At 67.8% G+C, this 16,397-nt stretch carries 12 protein-coding genes and 2 pseudogenes; 7 read left to right on the top strand and 7 right to left on the bottom strand.

Annotated features, from left to right (window positions below):
• Positions 1-37 precede the first annotated feature (37 nt).
• Positions 38-991, bottom strand: coding sequence for a LysR family transcriptional regulator (locus ACT6SE_RS11225; RefSeq protein WP_046430897.1), 954 nt, complete (start codon positions 989-991; stop codon positions 38-40).
• Positions 992-1,097: 106 nt separating this feature from the next.
• Between ACT6SE_RS11225 and ACT6SE_RS11230 the strand changes: the two genes are divergently transcribed.
• The 3 genes and pseudogenes from ACT6SE_RS11230 to ACT6SE_RS11240 all read left to right on the top strand — a co-directional run.
• Positions 1,098-1,841, top strand: a complete 744-nt coding sequence (locus ACT6SE_RS11230; RefSeq protein ID WP_049420483.1) for an SDR family oxidoreductase — start codon at positions 1,098-1,100, stop codon at positions 1,839-1,841.
• A 160-nt stretch (positions 1,842-2,001) separates the two neighbouring features.
• Positions 2,002-2,088: pseudogene (locus ACT6SE_RS11235) on the top strand (3-ketoacyl-ACP reductase); the annotation flags it as partial.
• 160 nt (positions 2,089-2,248) lie between these two features.
• Positions 2,249-2,335 (top strand): annotated as a pseudogene (locus ACT6SE_RS11240) (3-ketoacyl-ACP reductase); the annotation flags it as partial.
• Positions 2,336-2,452: 117 nt separating this feature from the next.
• Here the strand turns inward: ACT6SE_RS11240 and ACT6SE_RS11245 are convergent.
• From ACT6SE_RS11245 to ACT6SE_RS11255, 3 genes are read right to left on the bottom strand one after another with little or no spacing between them, the layout of a single operon-like run.
• A complete protein-coding gene (locus tag ACT6SE_RS11245) occupies positions 2,453-5,530 on the bottom strand; it encodes an efflux RND transporter permease subunit (RefSeq protein ID WP_046430915.1) in 3,078 nt (1,025 codons plus the stop codon).
• Positions 5,527-6,699: an efflux RND transporter periplasmic adaptor subunit gene (locus tag ACT6SE_RS11250; protein WP_046430916.1), complete on the bottom strand. Its 1,173-nt coding sequence runs from the start codon at positions 6,697-6,699 to the stop codon at positions 5,527-5,529. The genes ACT6SE_RS11245 and ACT6SE_RS11250 overlap by 4 nt, the downstream gene beginning before the upstream one ends.
• Positions 6,696-7,943 carry a TolC family protein gene (locus ACT6SE_RS11255; RefSeq protein WP_046430918.1) on the bottom strand — a complete coding sequence of 416 codons (1,248 nt, stop codon included), beginning with the start codon at positions 7,941-7,943 and terminating at the stop codon, positions 6,696-6,698. The genes ACT6SE_RS11250 and ACT6SE_RS11255 overlap by 4 nt, the downstream gene beginning before the upstream one ends.
• Before the next feature lie 62 nt (positions 7,944-8,005).
• Between ACT6SE_RS11255 and ACT6SE_RS11260 the strand changes: the two genes are divergently transcribed.
• Together ACT6SE_RS11260 and ACT6SE_RS11265 are read left to right on the top strand one after the other, a co-directional pair.
• Positions 8,006-8,680, top strand: coding sequence for a response regulator (locus ACT6SE_RS11260; RefSeq protein ID WP_014647334.1), 675 nt, complete (start codon positions 8,006-8,008; stop codon positions 8,678-8,680).
• Positions 8,673-10,103 carry a sensor histidine kinase gene (locus ACT6SE_RS11265; protein WP_046430930.1) on the top strand — a complete coding sequence of 477 codons (1,431 nt, stop codon included), beginning with the start codon at positions 8,673-8,675 and terminating at the stop codon, positions 10,101-10,103. Before ACT6SE_RS11260 ends, ACT6SE_RS11265 begins: the two co-directional genes overlap by 8 nt.
• Positions 10,104-10,445: 342 nt before the next feature.
• On the opposite strand, the gene ACT6SE_RS11270 is transcribed toward ACT6SE_RS11265, so the two are convergent.
• Complete coding sequence (locus tag ACT6SE_RS11270; protein ID WP_046430920.1) at positions 10,446-12,794, bottom strand: GH92 family glycosyl hydrolase; 2,349 nt, start codon at positions 12,792-12,794, stop codon at positions 10,446-10,448.
• Positions 12,795-13,258: 464 nt separating this feature from the next.
• Here ACT6SE_RS11270 and ACT6SE_RS11275 point away from each other — a divergent pair, with 464 nt between their 5' ends.
• The gene (locus tag ACT6SE_RS11275) at positions 13,259-13,504 is read left to right on the top strand and encodes a hypothetical protein (RefSeq protein WP_046430922.1); all 246 of its coding nucleotides are present in this window, start codon (positions 13,259-13,261) and stop codon (positions 13,502-13,504) included.
• A gap of 59 nt (positions 13,505-13,563) precedes the next feature.
• Here the strand turns inward: ACT6SE_RS11275 and ACT6SE_RS11280 are convergent, their stop codons facing one another.
• Entirely contained in the window at positions 13,564-13,887 is a 324-nt protein-coding gene (locus ACT6SE_RS11280) for a thioredoxin family protein (protein WP_046430923.1), read from the bottom strand.
• Positions 13,888-13,892: 5 nt separating this feature from the next.
• Positions 13,893-14,309, bottom strand: coding sequence for a host attachment family protein (locus ACT6SE_RS11285; protein ID WP_014647339.1), 417 nt, complete (start codon positions 14,307-14,309; stop codon positions 13,893-13,895).
• Between the two features lie 569 nt (positions 14,310-14,878).
• On the opposite strand from ACT6SE_RS11285, the gene proP reads away from it, so the two are divergent.
• On the top strand, positions 14,879-16,369 hold the full coding sequence (gene proP, locus ACT6SE_RS11290; RefSeq protein WP_046430926.1) for a glycine betaine/L-proline transporter ProP: 1,491 nt from the start codon (positions 14,879-14,881) through the stop codon (positions 16,367-16,369).
• Positions 16,370-16,397: the final 28 nt, after the last annotated feature.

Consider the following 16,397-nt stretch of genomic DNA (forward strand, 5'->3'; position numbering starts at 1 on the left):
CATCAAGCGCATTGCGGTTGCCGGCCAGCGGCCGGCACTACCCTCTGCGGTCGGACGGCTTCGCGTGCCGCTCCGGTAGTGCCGGCCGCTGGCCGGCACCTCCGGTCTGCTCGAACACCCCGGCCACCCAGTCGATGAACACCCGCAAGCGTGGGGACGGCGTGCGGTTGCGCGGGTAGACCAGGCTCAACGGGCTTGGGGTCGGCGGCGCGTCCGGCAACAGCTCCACCAGCTGCCCGCGCGCGATATACGGGTCCATCCGGTAGCGCGGAGCCTGGATGATGCCCAGGCCCGCCAGCGCGGCGCCGAGGAACGCATCCGCACCGGACACACGCACCCGCACCGGCAGCGGCACGTAGCGCACCTGCCCGCCCTGCTGGAACTCCAGCGGAATCAGCTGGCCGGTGGCGCTGGAGCGATAGCCCACCATTTCATGGCCGCCCAGCAGGGACTCGATGCTGCCTGGCACGCCCTTGGCCTGCAGGTAGCCCGGCGCGGCCACCGTGACCTCGCGCAGCATCGCCAACCGGCGCGCCGCCAGATCGCTGTCGGCCAGCGTGCCCACCCGCAGCGCCGCATCCACGCCTTCGCGCAGCAGATCGACATAGCGGTCGCCTTCGCTGACCTCCAGTTCGATCTCCGGGTAGCGCTGCAGGAACTCCGGCAGGTGGGGAAACAGCAGGTGCCGGCCCAGCGTGCCATGCACCTCAATGCGCAGGGGGCCGCGCGGCGGCGCGTCACGGAAGGCGGCCTCGGCGTCGTCCATGTCGGCGATCAGGCGCAGGCAACGGCCATAGAAGGCCTCGCCTTCCAGCGTCGGCACCACCAGCCGCGTGGTCCGGTGCAGCAGGCGCACGCCCAGCCGCTGTTCCAGCGCCTTGATGGCGTCGGTCACCGTGGCCCGCGGCAGGCCCAGGTCCTCGGAGGCCCGGGTGAAGCTGCGGCGCTCGACGATACGGACGAAGGCGCGCATGGCCGTGAAGCGGTCCATTGTTCGGCTATCCGGATGATGTTGGCGGATTATGCAGGATTATCCGAAAGCGCGATTTCGCGAAGGTGGCGCTGCGCCACTTCGGCGTGTCCCCGTGGAAGCCACCATGACCCTCTCCCCCGCCCGCTCTGTCGCCTTGGTCACCGGCGGATCCCGTGGCATCGGTGCCGCCATCTCGCGTCGGCTCGCCGCCAATGGCCACGCGGTCGCGATCAACTATGCGGGCCGCCGCGACGACGCCGAAGCCTTGGCGGCCGAACTGAGCGCCGCCGGCGCGCAGGCCATCGCGCTGCAGGCCGATGTGTCCGATCCGCAGGCGGTGCGCCAGCTCTTCGACGCCATCGAAGCCCGTTTCGGCGGCATCGACGTGGTGGTCAACAGCGCCGGGGTGCTGCAGCTGGCACCACTGGCCGATACCGACGACGCCCTGTTCGAGCGGGTGATCGGCATCAACCTCAGGGGCGCCTTCAACGTGCTGCGCGAAAGCGCGCGACGGGTGCGCGACGGTGGCCGGCTGATCACCCTGTCCACCAGCGTGGTCGGCATCCGGCTGGAGAACTACAGCGTGTATGCGGCCAGCAAGGCGGCGGTGGAGACGATGGGCGCAATCCTCAGCAAGGAGCTGCGCGGGCGCAACATCACCGTGAACGCCGTGGCGCCCGGACCGACCGCCACCGATCTGTTCCTGGATGGAAAATCGCCCGAGCTGATCGAGCGGTTGGCGAAGATGAACCCCCTGGAGCGGCTGGGCATGCCGGAGGACATCGCCGGCGCGGTGGGGTTCCTGGCAGGTGCCGATGGCGGATGGATCAACGGCCAGGTGCTGCGCGCCAACGGCGGAATGGTGTAGATCGCACAGGTGGCATCCACGCATGGCGCGACGCCCTTGTAGAGCCGAGCCCATGCTCGGCTGCTCTTCGCGCAAAGGCCAGAAGCAGCCGAGCGTGGGCTCGGCTCTACAGGTAGGTCAGGCGATGCGCGCCTCGCGGCGGCGATGCACCCAGTAGTACATCGCCGGCGCGGTGGGGTTCCTGGCAGGTGCCGATGGCGGATGGATCAACGGCCAGGTGCTGCGCGCCAACGGCGGAATGGTGTAGATCGCACAGGTGGCATCCACGCATGGCGCGACGCCCTTGTAGAGCCGAGCCCATGCTCGGCTGCTCTTCGCGCAAAGGCCAGAAGCAGCCGAGCGTGGGCTCGGCTCTACAGGTAGGTCAGGCGATGCGCGCCTCGCGGCGGCGATGCACCCAGTAGTACATCGCCGGCGCGGTGGGGTTCCTGGCAGGTGCCGATGGCGGATGGATCAACGGCCAGGTGCTGCGCGCCAACGGCGGGATGGCGTAGATCGCACAGGTGGCATCCACGCATGGCGCGACGCCCTTGTAGAGCCGAACCCATGCTCGGCTGCTCTTCGCGCAAAGGCCAGAAGCAGCCGAGCGTGGGCTCGGCTCTACAGGTAGGTCAGGCGATGCGCGCCTCGCGGCGGCGATGCACCCAGTAGTACAGCGTCGGCAACACCAGCAGGGTCAGCAGCATCGCCGACAGCAGACCACCGATCACCACCACCGCCAGCGGCTTCTGGGTCTCGGCACCGATCGCGTGCGAGGTGGCCATCGGCAGCAGGCCGAACATCGCCAGTAGTGCGGTCATCAGCACCGTGCGCAGGCGCTGCAGCGAACCCTGCACCACCGACTGCAGCAGATCCATGCCCTGCTCGCGCAACTGGGCAAAGCGGCTGAGCATCACCACCCCGTTCAGCACCGCTTGCCCGAACAATGCAATGAAGCCGATTGCCGCCGACACCGACAGCGGAATGCCGGTCAGCCACAGGGCCAGGATGCCGCCGATCATCGCCAGTGGCACGTTGGCCAGGATCAGCGCGGCGCTGCTGATGTCCTTGAAGGCATCGAACAGCAGCACGAAGATGATCAGCACCGACAGCGGAATCACCCAGCCCAGCCGCTTCATCGCACGCTGCTGGTTCTCGAACTCGCCGGACCACTCCAGCCGATAGCCTTCCGGCAGCTGTACGCTGGCATCCACGCGCTTGCGCATGTCAGCCACCACGCTGCCCATGTCGCGGCCGGCGATGAAGATGCTCACCGCCTTCACCCGCTGCGCGTTCTCGCGCGAGATGTTGATCGCGCCGCTGGCCATGCGGAAGTCGGCCACGTCGGACAGCGTCACCGTGTGGCCATCGCCGATGCCAACCGGCACCGTACGCAGCCGCTGCAGGTCACGATCGGCATCGTCCAGGCGCAGGGTGATGGGGAACCTGCGGTCACCCTCCCACAGCTCGCCGACCTGGCGCCCGCCCAGTGCGGTCTCGATCACTTCGTCGACGTCGCGTACGTTCAGGCCATAGCGCGCGGCGCGGTCGCGGTCGATCTCGATCTGCAGCTGCGGCAATGACCCGTCGCGGTCGATGAAGGCGCTCTCCACGCCCTCCACGCCGCGTACCTGGCCGAGGATCGCCTGCGCCTGCTGGTTCAACACGTCCAGATCCGAGCCGCTGACCTTGATCACCACCTGGCCCTTGATCTGCGAGATGCTCTCCAGGATGTTGTCGCGCACCGGCTGCGAAATCGAGAACTCGGGGCCCGGAATGCGCTGCTCCAGCGTGCGCTGCAGATCGCTCACCAGCTGTCGCTTGTCCACGCCTTTCGGCCATTCCTTCTCCGGCTTCAACGCCACCAGCGCCTCGATCTGGTTGGCGCCCTTGGCATCGGAGCCGTCTTCCGGGCGTCCCAGCTTGGCCACCACCGTCGATACCTGCGGGAACGTGCCGACCAGCTCACGGATGCGCCGCGACTGCTGCTGCGCTTCGCCCAGGCTGGTGCTCGGGTCGAGCGTGGCCGTCAGCCAGATCGATCCTTCGTCCAGCTCGGGCAGGAACTCCGAACCCAGCTGCGTGCCCAATGCCAGCGTGCCGACCAGCAGCGCAACCGCGGTCAGCACTACCGCACGCGGGCGGGCCAGTGCGCGCTCCAGGACCGGCCTGTACCAGCCGGTCAGGCGGTCCATCAGCGGATTGCCGTCGCGCATGCGGTCGCGCCGCAGCCACCAGTAGCAGAACAACGGCACCACGGTCAGCGCCAGGATCAGCGCGCCGATCAATGCCGAGGTCACCGAGTACGCCATCGGCGCGAACATGCGGCCTTCCTGGCGCTGCAGGGTGAAGATCGGGATGTGCGCGGCGATGATGATCAGCATCGAGAAGAACGTCGGCCGGCCCACTTCCGACGCTGCCGAAAGAATGGTCGAGAACCGTGTCTTACGGTCGGCCGCAGGTGGCAGCTTCGACAATCGCGAGACGATGTGCTCGGTCACGATCACCGCGCCATCGATGATGATGCCGAAGTCCATCGCACCCAACGACAGCAGGTTGGCCGGCACGCCCCACAGATGCAGGCCAAGGAAGGTCGACAGCAGCGCAAGCGGCATCATCGCCGCCACGATCAGCGCGGCACGGGCGTTGTACAGGAACAGCCACAGCACCAGGAACACCAGCACCGCGCCTTCCAGCAGGTTGCTGAAGACGGTTTTCAGCGTGGTCGAGACCAGCCACGAGCGGTCGTAGAACGGCTCGATGCTGACCCCGGCCGGCAGCTGGTTCGCTTCGATCTCGGCGATGCGCGCATGCAGGGCGTCGAGCACGTCGGACGGGTTCTCGCCCTTGCGCATCAGCACCATGCCGAACACCGCATCGTCGTTGTCATCCTGGCCGACCAGGCCCTGCCGGGGCAGGCCGGTATCGGCGATGCCAGCCAGGTCGCGCACCAGGATCGGCGTGCCACTGCGCTGCGCCACGACCACGTTGCCGATGTCGGCCGGCGAACGCATCAGTCCCACGCCGCGGATCAGGAACTGCTGCTGGCCACGTTCCACGTAGCCGCCGCCTGCGTTCGAGCTGCCCTTCTCCAGCGCCTCGGCGAACTCACCCAGGCTGATGCCGCGGTCACGCAGCTTGTCCAGGTCCGGCTTGACCTGGAACGTACGCGCGAAGCCGCCGAAACTGATCACATCGGCTACGCCCGGCACGGTGCGCAGGCTGCGCTCCATCGTCCATTCCTGCACGGTGCGCAGCTGGGTCGGCGTCAGGTGCGGGCCTTTCAGCACGTACCGGTAGATTTCGCCCACCGCCGAGCTCATCGCCTCCAGCTCCGGCGTCACCCCTTCGGGCAGCTCCACGCCCTGCAGGCGTTCCAGCACCTGCTGGCGCGCGAAGTAATCGTCGGCCTTGTCGTCGAAGGTCAGGATGATCATCGACAGGCCGAATTGCGTATGCGAGAACACCCGCACCGAATGCGGGATGCCGGACAGTGCCACTTCCAGCGGCATCGTCACCTCGCGCTCCACCTCCTCGGCGGCCCGGCCCGGGTGCAGCGATACCACCGTCACCTGGGTGTCGGACACATCCGGAAAGGCTTCCACCGGCAGCACGCGGAACGCGGCAATGCCTGCGCCGATGAACAGCAGCAGCGCCAGCATCACCATCAGCGGCTGGCGCAGGCAATAGGCAATCAGGCGATCGATCATGGCGCGGCATGCCCCGTCCCGGTGCTGGCGGCTGCGGGCGCACTGTCGACCAGCTGCTGCAGCAACAGGCCCCCTTCGACCACCACCCTGGCGCCCTGGGCCAGGCCCTCGCGCACCCACAGGCGGCCATCGCCCAGTTCCTCGGCACGCACGGCGCGGCGCGCGAAGCGGCCCTTGGCCTCCTCCACGAACACCACCTGCTTGCCGTCGATGAGCAGTACCGCAGCATCGGGCAGCGAGACACCCCCCCCGGCCGGCACTGCCACCTGCGCACGCACGTACTGGCCCGCCTTGAAACCGCGCGCACGGTTGTCCAGTTCGGCGCGCGCCTGCACCACGCGGCGTTCGCTGTCGACGAAGTCATCCACGTGCTGCAGGCTCGCCTGCTGCGGCTGCCCATCGGCGCCGGGCACGCTCACCTGCATGCCCGCCTTCAGGCGTCCGGCCAGGCTCTCCGGTACATCCAGCAGCAACCACAGGCGGTCAGGATCGCCAATCATCGCCAGCGGCTGTTCGCTGTCGGGGCTGACTGCCATGCCCGGGCTCATCCGCCGCTCCACCAGCACGCCATCAATGGGTGCGCGCAGCGGCAGCCGTTGGTCGACGTGCTGGCCGTTGCCATACGCCCTGGCGAAGGCGGTCGCGCGCGCGTGATCGGCCTGGCTGCCGGCGAAGCTGGCCTCGGCCTCGTCCAGTTCACGGCCCGACGCCACCCCTGCCGCGTGCAGTTCGCGGGTGCGGTCCAGTTCCCGGCGTGCCAGCTGCAGCTCGGCACGGCCACGCACGCCCTCCGCCTGCGCCTGGCCGAACTCGGGCGAGGTGATCCAGGCGATCACCTGGCCGGCCTTCACCTTCTGCCCCGGTTGTGCCTCGATGCGCGCCACCTGCCCCGCCAGCGGGGTGCGCAGCGCGCTGGAGCGGGTCTCGTCCCAGACCACCCGGCCCGGCAGCTGCAGGCTGGCGCTGGCACCGGCGGTCACCCGCTCGCTGCGCAGCACATCCAGCTGGCGGCTGCCGGCCGGAAACAGGATCTGGCCGGCGCTGACCTGCGGCGCATCCTCGGTATACGACGCCGGTTCGCGACCGCAGCCGCCCAGCAGGGCCAGCGCCAGCAGGGCCGGCAGCATGGCATGTCGCGCCCGCGGGCGATGGGCGACGGTGGACTTCATCGGGACTCTCCTTCAGCAACGGATGTGGCCGCTTCCCAGCGCGCCAGGGCAATGGCCTGGTCGGCACGCGCATCAATCAGCGCGGCCTCGAACTCGCGCCAGCTGCGGCGCGCGTCGAGCAGATCGGTCAGGCTGGCGGCGCCACGGCGATAGGCCAGTTCGATGCCCTCCACCGCCTTGCGCGCAGCGTCGGACTGCAGCCCCTCGTAGTCGCTGCGACGCTGCGCGGCGGACTGCACGCTGGCCTGCAGCTGGTCCAGTTCAGCGTGTGCTTCGCGCTGCAGCAGCTGCAGTTCCAGCGCGGCGCTGTCCCGGTCGGCCTCGGCACGCTGGATCGCGCCGCGTGCGCGCGACGGGCCGCCCAGCGGAATGGTCAACGACACGCCCCAGGTGACACCGCTGATATCGGTGGGCTCGCGCTCGGCCTCCACACCCAGCTGGATGTCGCGGTGGCGCTCGCTACGTGCCAGGGCCACGCCAGCGTCGGCGGCGGCCAGGCGCGAGCGTGCCGCGCGCAGATCGGCACGCTGCTGCGGATCGAACGCGCGCACCTTGGCCACGCTGCTGGCATCCGGCCAGGGGTCATCGGCACTGAGGTCGCGGCTGTCATCGCTGCCGAGCAGCAGGCCCAACGCATGCCGCGCATCGCGCAGATCCAGGGCCGCCTCGCGCGCCGCATCGGCCACCGCCAGATGGTCCACCGCCATCCGCGCGCGATCCACCGGCGCCATCGCCCCGGTGGCCACCTGCTTGTCGGCCGCCGCCATCTGTTCGGCCGAACTCTGGCGGTTGGCCTCGGCAATCTGCGCCCGCTCCTGCGCGCCCTTCAGGCCGAAATAGGCTTCATGCAGTGCCACCTGCTGCCGGCGCCGGGTATCGAGCATGTCCAGCCCGGCCACTTCCAGCAGCGCGTCCGCCTGGCGGATGCGCAATGCGCGCTTGCCGCCGCGCTCCCAGGTCCAGCCCAGGCCCAGCGTGCTGTCCACCCGCTTGTCCTGCCAGCGCCCCGGGCCGATGCCGTGCTTCGGGCTGATCTTGCTGCTGCCGATCGACAGCTCGGCCGCTGGCCGCAACGCAGCGGTCAGCGCATCGCCCTGCACCCCACGCAGTTCCAATGCCGCCGCGCGCAGGTCCGGGTTGTGCGCTTCCATTGCACGCTGTGCATCCTGCAAGGACAGCGCCGAAGTCGCAGGCGCGCACGAAAGGGCGGCCAGCAGGGCCGCAAGACGACGGGAGAAATTCATGCACGTCACGGTAAGGTGACGCACTTGCGCCAAACTTGCCCCAACCTTGCACGAAGCTTGCAATGCGAATCCTGCTGATCGAAGACGACGCCGCCCTGGCCGATGGACTGATCCGCGCCCTGCAGGGCGCCGGCCATCTGTGCGACCACCTTTCGCGCGGGCTGCACGCGCCGGCTGCACTGGCCAGCGCGCCGTATGACGTGATGGTGCTCGATCTTTCATTGCCCGACGTCGATGGCCTCGACCTGCTCTCGCGCCTGCGCAACGACGGCGTCACCCTGCCGGTGCTGATCCTCACGGCGCGCGATGGCGTGGAGGACCGCATCCTCGGCCTTGACCGCGGTGGCGACGACTATCTCGCCAAGCCGTTTGCACTGGGGGAACTGGAAGCCCGCCTGCGTGCGCTGTCGCGTCGCCGCAGCGACGCACCGGCGCACAAGCGGTTGGGCCGTTTGTGCTTCGACAGCATCCGCAATGAAGTGCAGGTGGAAGGCCAGCGCATCGAACTGACCGCGCGCGAGCTGTCGCTGGTCGAGGCACTGATGCAGCATCCTGGCCGCACCGTCACCAAGCAGCGCCTGTTCGACGCGCTGTACAGCTGGGATCACGAGGCCAACCTGTCAGTGATCGAAGTGCATGTCAGCCGCCTGCGCCGCAAGCTGGAACAGGCGCGCGCCGGCGTCGGCATCCGCATGCTGCGTGGCCTGGGCTATCGGCTGGAAGCCGGTGGTGACTGAGCGTGTGCACAGCCTGCGTGGCCTGCTGCTGCGCCGCCTGTGGCTGCCCCTGCTGGTGCTGCTGCTGTGCAGCGCGATCGGTTCATTCGCGTTGGCCCGCTTCTATGCCGGCCAGGTCTATGACCGCTGGTTGCTGGACTCGGCGATGTCGTTGTCCGAGCTGGTGAAGGTGCAGGACGGGCGTGCCTCGATCGAGATCACGCCCGCGGTGTCGCGCATGTTCACCTGGGATACCGCTGACGAAGTGCATGGCGAAGTGGTCGACGCTGCGGGCGGGCGCCTGTATGGGGACCTGCCCGAAGCGCTGCCCCGCCCCGCGATCGCTGCCGGCAGCGACGATGCCGTCTACTACGACGCGCGCCTGCGTGGGCAGCCGGTGCGCATGGTCGAGGTCGTGGTCAGCGCTGGGCCGGGCCACGATATCCGCCTGCGCGTGGCCGAGACGCTGCGCAAGCGGCACCGGCTGGAGCGCAAGCTGCTGCTGGCCAGCATCCCGTTCCAGGCCGCGATCCTGGCGCTGGCCGCGTGGCTGGCCTGGTCCGGTACCGGCGCGGCTGCACGCCATGCCAACCAGGTGGCGCGGCGGCTGGCCAGCCCGCGTCCGGACCCGCTGGCGCCACTGGAGCCCGCGCAGGAAGCCCCACGCGAACTGTGGCCGGCGGTCGAAGCCTACAACGCACTGCTGCAACGGCTGGACGCGATGCAGGCCGCGCAACGGCGCTTCGTCAGCAATGCGGCGCACCAGCTGCGCACGCCGCTGGCGGCAATGCAGGTGGAGCTGGAGAGCTCACTCCGCCAACAGGATCCGCAGGCCCAGCAGCTGGCGCTGTCCGGCACGCTGGCCGGGCTGGCACGGCTGCAGCACCTGGTCAACCAGCTGCTGATGCTCAGCCGCTCGGAAGATCCACAGGGCAGCGCACTGCCGCTGCAGCCGCTGGATCTGGCCGCGTTGGCACGGGGCGTGGTCGAGCGCTACGCCGACCGTGCGTTGGTGGCGGGCGTGGACCTGGGTTACGACGGACCCGACGACGGCGTGAAGGTACAGGGTGATCCGCAGTTGCTGCGCGAGGCGCTGGGCAACCTGCTCGACAACGCGCTGCGCTACGGCGCCGTGCCCGGTGTGATCACCCTGGGACTACAGCGGGATGCCGAGGGCGTGCAGGTGTGGGTGGACGATGACGGTACAGGTATCGCCGAAGCCGAGCGCGCGCGCGTCACGGAACGGTTCTACCGGGCCAGCAGCGAGGGAGATGGCTGCGGGCTGGGGCTGGCGATCGTGGCCGAGATCGCGCAGCGGCATGGCGCGATATTGATGATCGAAACGGCGCCGCTCGGTGGCGCCCGCGTCGGGTTGCGTTTCCGTTCGCGAAAGCACCCCGACCCACGGATTCCGGTAGACGCCCACCTTGGTGGGCGCCGTTGATGTCCCGCGTGCCAACCAAGGTTGGCACCTACCAAAAGCACCGCGACCCACGGATCCCGGTAGACGCCCACCTTGGTGGGCACCGTTGATGTCCTGCGTGCCAACCAAGGTTGGCACCTACCAAAAGCGCCGCGACCCACGGAATCCGGTAGAAACCCACCTTGGTGGACGCCGTTGATGTCCCGCGTGCCAACCAAGGTTGGCACCTACCAAAAGCGCCGCGACCCACGGACTCCGGTAGACGCCCACCTTGGTGGGCGCCGTTGATCTTCCGCGTGCCAACCAAGGTTGGCACCTACCAAGTGCGGGGCAATGACGGCGGCAATGCGGCGCCGCCCATCATCACCGGCTCATCGAATACGGCGCCTGCGCGTCCTGCCCCGGCCAGTCCTTGTTCGGCTCGGCCTGCATGCTGAAGCGCAGTTCGCCGCCAGCCAGGATCTCGTCATGGCGCAGGAAGGTGCGCTGCAGCGGCTTGCCGTTGAGGCTCACGCGGCCCACATAGGTGTGTTTGTCATCCAGGCCCTCGGCCACGATGGTGAACGTCTTGCCGTTCGGAAGACGCATCGCGGTCTTCGGCAGGAACGGACGGCCCAGGATGTACTCGCCCGAGCCCGGCGCCACCGGGTAGAAGCCCAGCGCGGTGAACACATACCAGGCCGACATCTGGCCAACGTCATCATTGCCGGCCAGGCCATCGGGGCGGTCGGCATACTGGGTGTCCATGATCTGCTTCAACCGCGCCTGGGTGCGCCATGGCTGGCCCGCGTACGAATAGAGGTAGGCCACGTGGTGGCTGGGCTCGTTGCCGTGCGCATACCAGCCGATCAGGCCGGTGATGTCTTCCATGTGCTCGAAGATCGATGGATCCACCTTGGCGTTGAACACCTCGTCCAGGCGCGCGAGCAGCTTGTCGCTGCCACCGTGGGCTGCCGCCAGGCCGGCAACGTCCTGCGGCACGTACCACGAGTACTGCCAGGCGTTGCCCTCGGTGTAGTCGGTGCCGTAGCCGCTGGCGCTGGGGTCGAACGGCGTACGGAAGCTGCCATCGCGCTTGCGCGCGCGCATGAAGCCGGTGTCCTTGTCGAACGCGTTGCGCCAGTTACCCGCGCGTTTGTCGAAGGTGGCCGCGATATCGGCCTTGCCCATCGCCTGCGCCATGCGTGCGATGGTCCAGTCATCAAAGGCGTACTCCAGCGTCTTGCTGGCCGCTTCGCCTTCCTCGTCGATCGGCACATAGCCCAGCTCACGGTACTGCGCGATACCGTCATACGGGCCGTAGTTGGCGGTCTCGACCATCGCCTTCAATGCCTTGTCGGCGTCGAAGCCACGAATGCCCTTCACGTAGGCATCGGCGATCACCGGCACGGCGTGGTAGCCGATCATGCACCAGTCTTCCAGGCCATGGAACGACCACACCGGCAGCATGCCGTACGGACTGTGCTCATGGTGGGCCAGCATCGAATTGACGAAGTCGCTGTTGCGCTTCTCCGGCTGCACCAGCGTCAGCAGCGGGTGCAGCGCGCGGTAGGTGTCCCACAGCGAGAACGTCGAATAGTGCGTGAAGCCGTCGGCCTTGTGCACCGCGTTGTCCGAACCGCGGTACTGGCCATCGGCGTCCATGAACAGCGTCGGCCCCAGCATCGTGTGGTACAGCGCGGTATAGGCACTGCGCCGCGCATGCTCGGGGGCATCGATATCGAGTACCGACAGCGCCTGCGTCCAGTCCTGCTTCGCCTGCGCACGCACCCGATCGAAGTCGAAGTCGGCCACTTCCGCGTCGAGGTTGGCGATGGCACCGGCCTCACTGACCGGCGAGATGGCTACCTTCACCACCAGCGGTGCGTCGAGCTTGCCGAATGCGAACGTGCCGACCAGCTGGCGACCCTCGATCTGTGCGCGCTGCGCCGGGTCCTTCTCGCCCGGCGGCGGGAAGCCCTTGTAGACGATGTCCTGCTCGGTGTTATGCAGTTCATGGCCACCCAGCGAGCGCGAAAAGCGCATCGCGAAGAACAGCTGGCGGCCCGGCGCCCAGCCGCGCGTCTCGCGGAAGCCGGTCACCGTGCCATCGGCGCGCACCCGCACCCGCGACCACAGCACCTTGCCCGGGTAGTCGTACATGCTGGTACGCATGTCCAGCAGCACCTTGGCGTCGGCACCTTTGGGGAAGGCATAGCGGTGCACGCCCACGCGCGCACTGGTGGTCAGCTCGGCACGCACCTTGTAGTCGTCCAGGGTGACCGCGTAGTAGCCCGGCTCGGCCTTCTCGTCAGCGTGACGGAACCGTGAGGCGTAACCGCTGCGCGGCTTCTCCGGATCGCCGCGCTCCAGCCCGGGGTTGCCGGTGAACGGCATCAGCAGGATGTCGCCCAGGTCCGAATGACCGGTGCCGGAAAAATGCGTGTGCGAGAAACCGACGATGCTGCTGTCGTCGTAACGGTAGCCCGCTGCCCAGCCATAGGCCTTTTCGCGCGGCTGGATGCGCGTGTCCGGGCTGAGCTGGACCATGCCGAACGGCACCGTCGCCCCCGGGTAGGTATGGCCTTCCCCGCCGGTACCGACGAACGGGTCGACCGAGCCATAGGCGCGTTCGGCGGATTTCGACGGAGCCGCCAGCACCGCCCCGGAGGCAAGCATGGCGGTCGCGACGAAAGCGATCAGGAGACGACGGTCCAGCGTGGGCATCGGCATTTGGATCGATTCAGGTGGTAGTCGGATCCTAGCACCGGCCCTGCCCTGTCGCATGCTGCAGTGCGGCCGCCGGAACCGGCACGATGCTTTGCACGTAATTGCATGGCCGCGCGACGAATCACCTCATAGCCTTCCGGTCTCCCGCGTCCCGATCGGTGCCGATACGGCAATGGATGTCCAGACATGCACTTCTGAAAGACCGCGCCTTCCGAACGGGACAAAGCGAGACAAACCATCAATTGGTGCGCAGCGCCTCGATCTGCCCAGGATTGCGCCGCAGCGGACATCCCGCTGCCGGGATTGGAACCCCCGGATGAAACTGAAGATCTGCCTGTCATGACTATGGCGGGCGCTGCGTGTGGCCGTCTGGCCATCGGAGTTCTTCTTCAGTTCAGTCTCTCCGGGTTCCAAGCACGCATCGCCCGCCACCCTTGCGGTGGCCCTCGCACCCAAGGAGTTCCCGCATGAAACACACGCGTCCGCTCAGCCCGGCCATGGAGTCGCTCTTCCAGCGCATCGAACATGCCCTCAACAGTGCAGAAGGCATGGCCATTCTCATCGGCGAACAGTACGGCCCCGAGCCGAAACCTCCCGCGCCAATGGGCTACGACGCCAGGCAGATCGCCAACGCGATGGTCATGCTGAGCCAGCATGGGCGGTGCCTGTTGCAGAAGCTGCGTGCGGAAGCGGAAAAGGTGACCTATCACTAGGTCGCCCTGCAGCCGAGCCTGCTCGGCGCCGTGCGCACCGCACGCAGCGATTGCTGCCCTCAATCTGGCAATGCGTCCTGCAAGGTGGCGAGGTCGGCGCTGTCGACCGGCCTCACCACGCGCGCCACTTCCTGGCCGTCATGCAGCAACACCGCGGTGGGCCACAGCTTTACCTTGAACGCACGCCCCAGTGGCTTTCCCTTGCCATCCTCGATCTTCCAATGCACAAGATCGTGGGCGTCCACAAGCGCCTGGAGTGCGGGCTGCGCGGCCTGGCAATGGCCACACCAGGGTGCACCGAACTCCAGCAGCTGCCAGCCCGCTTGGGCTTCCACGTCCCCGCCTGCAGGCTCCGCCGCCGGGTAGTCACGCATGAACGGCATGCCGGTTACGCCGCCAGCGCTTTCTGGATATCCGCCAGCGGGGCGTTGGTCAGGTCCTTGGCGATATCGCCCAGCAGACGCGCCTGGACCTCCTTGTGCAGCAGCGGGCGGATACGGCCCAGCGTGGTCGGGTCTGCCACCAGCACCAGGTGTGCATAGCGGTTGTTGAGCGCATCTTCGTTCAACTGCTCCGCCACCTGCTTGGCGAACGTCGCCTCGTTGAGCTGCGCAATGGACATGTCCTTCGGCACCGCGCCGGCCGGGCCCTGACCAGAGACGCCCTGCTCGCTGATGTCCTGCAGGCGCAGCTCACCTTCCTGCTTCAACGCCAGCTGATGTTCGCTGCCGACGTTGGTGAACACGCGGGCCGAACCGCCATCGGCGACGATGATCAACGTGCCTTCGGGAATGCGACGGGTCATGCGATGCTCCTTCTCGATTGCGTCCAGCGCTACCGTAGACAGCGTCGCGTGAGCGCTGCGGCCAGAGTTCGTTCAACACTTGTCATTGCATGCCGCGCGGATGAACAGGCGCGATGGAACACAGCGTGCAGATCAGTGCGCTTCGCTGCATGCTCACGCCGATGCCGCTATGATGAACGAATGATCGACACGACCCACTACGTGACGGGCGCACCTGTTACGTGGGAAGCACTGCCGACCGGCGCTTCGCTTGCCACGATGGCTCCCGCCCTGCCGTTCCACCGCCTCGCGCTGGATCCTGGCGGATGACGCCCGCAGGCCCTCGGCCTGCACTCCCCACGCTGCTGTGACCGCCGGCCGCTGATTGCGCGACCGCTGTGATCCCGTTGCTGCGTTTCCGCCGTTGCGGCGGTGCTTTGCCGTGCGCATGGCGTCGTGCCTGCACACATTCCCCGGCCCCCACGCCACTCACCGATGCCCCTGCGCCACCTGCGCCTGCATCGCCGTTTCCGATTTCCGGGACCTACCTCACCGCTCATTTCCCCTCTTCTGCCTACAAGGGAGCCCCCATGCAGGACACCCCCGATGCACATGCCCATTTCGGCTGGTTCAAACGCCGCCGCCACCTGAAGGTCGATGAGATCACCGTCGTCGACAAGCCCATGCTCAAGCGCGCCGTCGGCGCGGCCGCACTCGGCAATGCCATGGAGTGGTTCGACTTCGGTGTCTACGGCTATCTGGCCGTCACCATCGGCCAGGTGTTCTTCCCCTCCAGCAACCCCACCGCCCAGGTGATCGCTGCGTTCGCCACCTTCACCGTGGCGTTCCTGGTGCGGCCACTGGGCGGCCTGGTATTCGGCCCCCTGGGTGATCGCTACGGCCGCCAGAAAGTGCTGGCGTTCACCATGATCCTGATGGCGCTGGGCACGTTTGCCATCGGCCTGATTCCCGCCTACGAGCGCATCGGCATCTGGGCACCGGTGCTGTTGCTGCTGGCGCGCGTGGTGCAGGGCTTCTCCACCGGCGGCGAATACGGGGGCGCGGCCACCTTCATCGCCGAGTATTCCACCGACCGCAACCGCGGCCTGATGGGCAGCTGGCTGGAGTTCGGCACGCTGGGCGGCTACATCGCCGGCGCCGGCACCGTCACCGCGCTGCACATGCTGCTGAGCAGCGAGCAGATGCTGGACTGGGGGTGGCGCATTCCGTTCCTGGTGGCCGGCCCGCTGGGCCTGCTCGGCCTGTACATGCGCATGAAGCTGGAGGAAACCCCGGCGTTCCGCGCCTTCGCCGAGGAAGCCGAGAAGCGTGAGCACGAGCGGCCGGGGCTGGGCGCGCTGTTCCAGGTGCATGGCCGCCAGCTGCTGGTGTGCATGGGCCTGGTGCTGGTGTTCAACGTGACCGATTACATGCTGCTGACCTACATGCCCAGCTACCTCAGCGTCACGATGGGCTATGCCGAGAGCAAGGGCCTGCTGCTGATCATCATCGTGATGCTGGTGATGATGCCGCTGAACATCGTCGGCGGGTTGTTCAGTGACCGGCTGGGCCGGCGCCCGATGATCATCGGTGCGTGCATCGCGCTGCTGGTGCTGGCCATTCCGTGCCTGCTGCTGGTCGGTAGCGGCAACGACGGGCTGATCTTCCTCGGCCTGATGCTGCTGGGGCTGGCGCTGGTGTGCTTCACCAGCTCGATGCCGTCCACGCTGCCGGCGCTGTTCTACACCCCGGTGCGCTACAGCGCGCTGTCGATCGCCTTCAATGTGTCGGTGTCGCTGTTCGGTGGCACCACGCCGCTGGTGACCGCGTGGCTGGTGGAGCGTACCGGCGACCCGCTGGTGCCGGCCTATTACCTGATGGGCGCGGCGGTGATCGGCCTGGTAACCATGCTGTTCGTGAAGGAAACCGCCGGCCTGCCGCTGCGCGGTTCACCGCCAGCGGTTGGCAGCGACAAGGAAGCAGCCGCGCTGTTGAAGAGCGATGTGCCGGTGACGGTGGACCCGACCTTGCCGCCGCTGCCGGACGTTGCCGAGCCCGAGCAGGCGAAGCCGGCGTTGTAGAGCCGAGCCCGTGCTCGGCTGACTTCCA

This window comes from Stenotrophomonas sp. LC732 (assembly GCF_052446685.1).
Lineage (GTDB): Bacteria > Pseudomonadota > Gammaproteobacteria > Xanthomonadales > Xanthomonadaceae > Stenotrophomonas > Stenotrophomonas muris.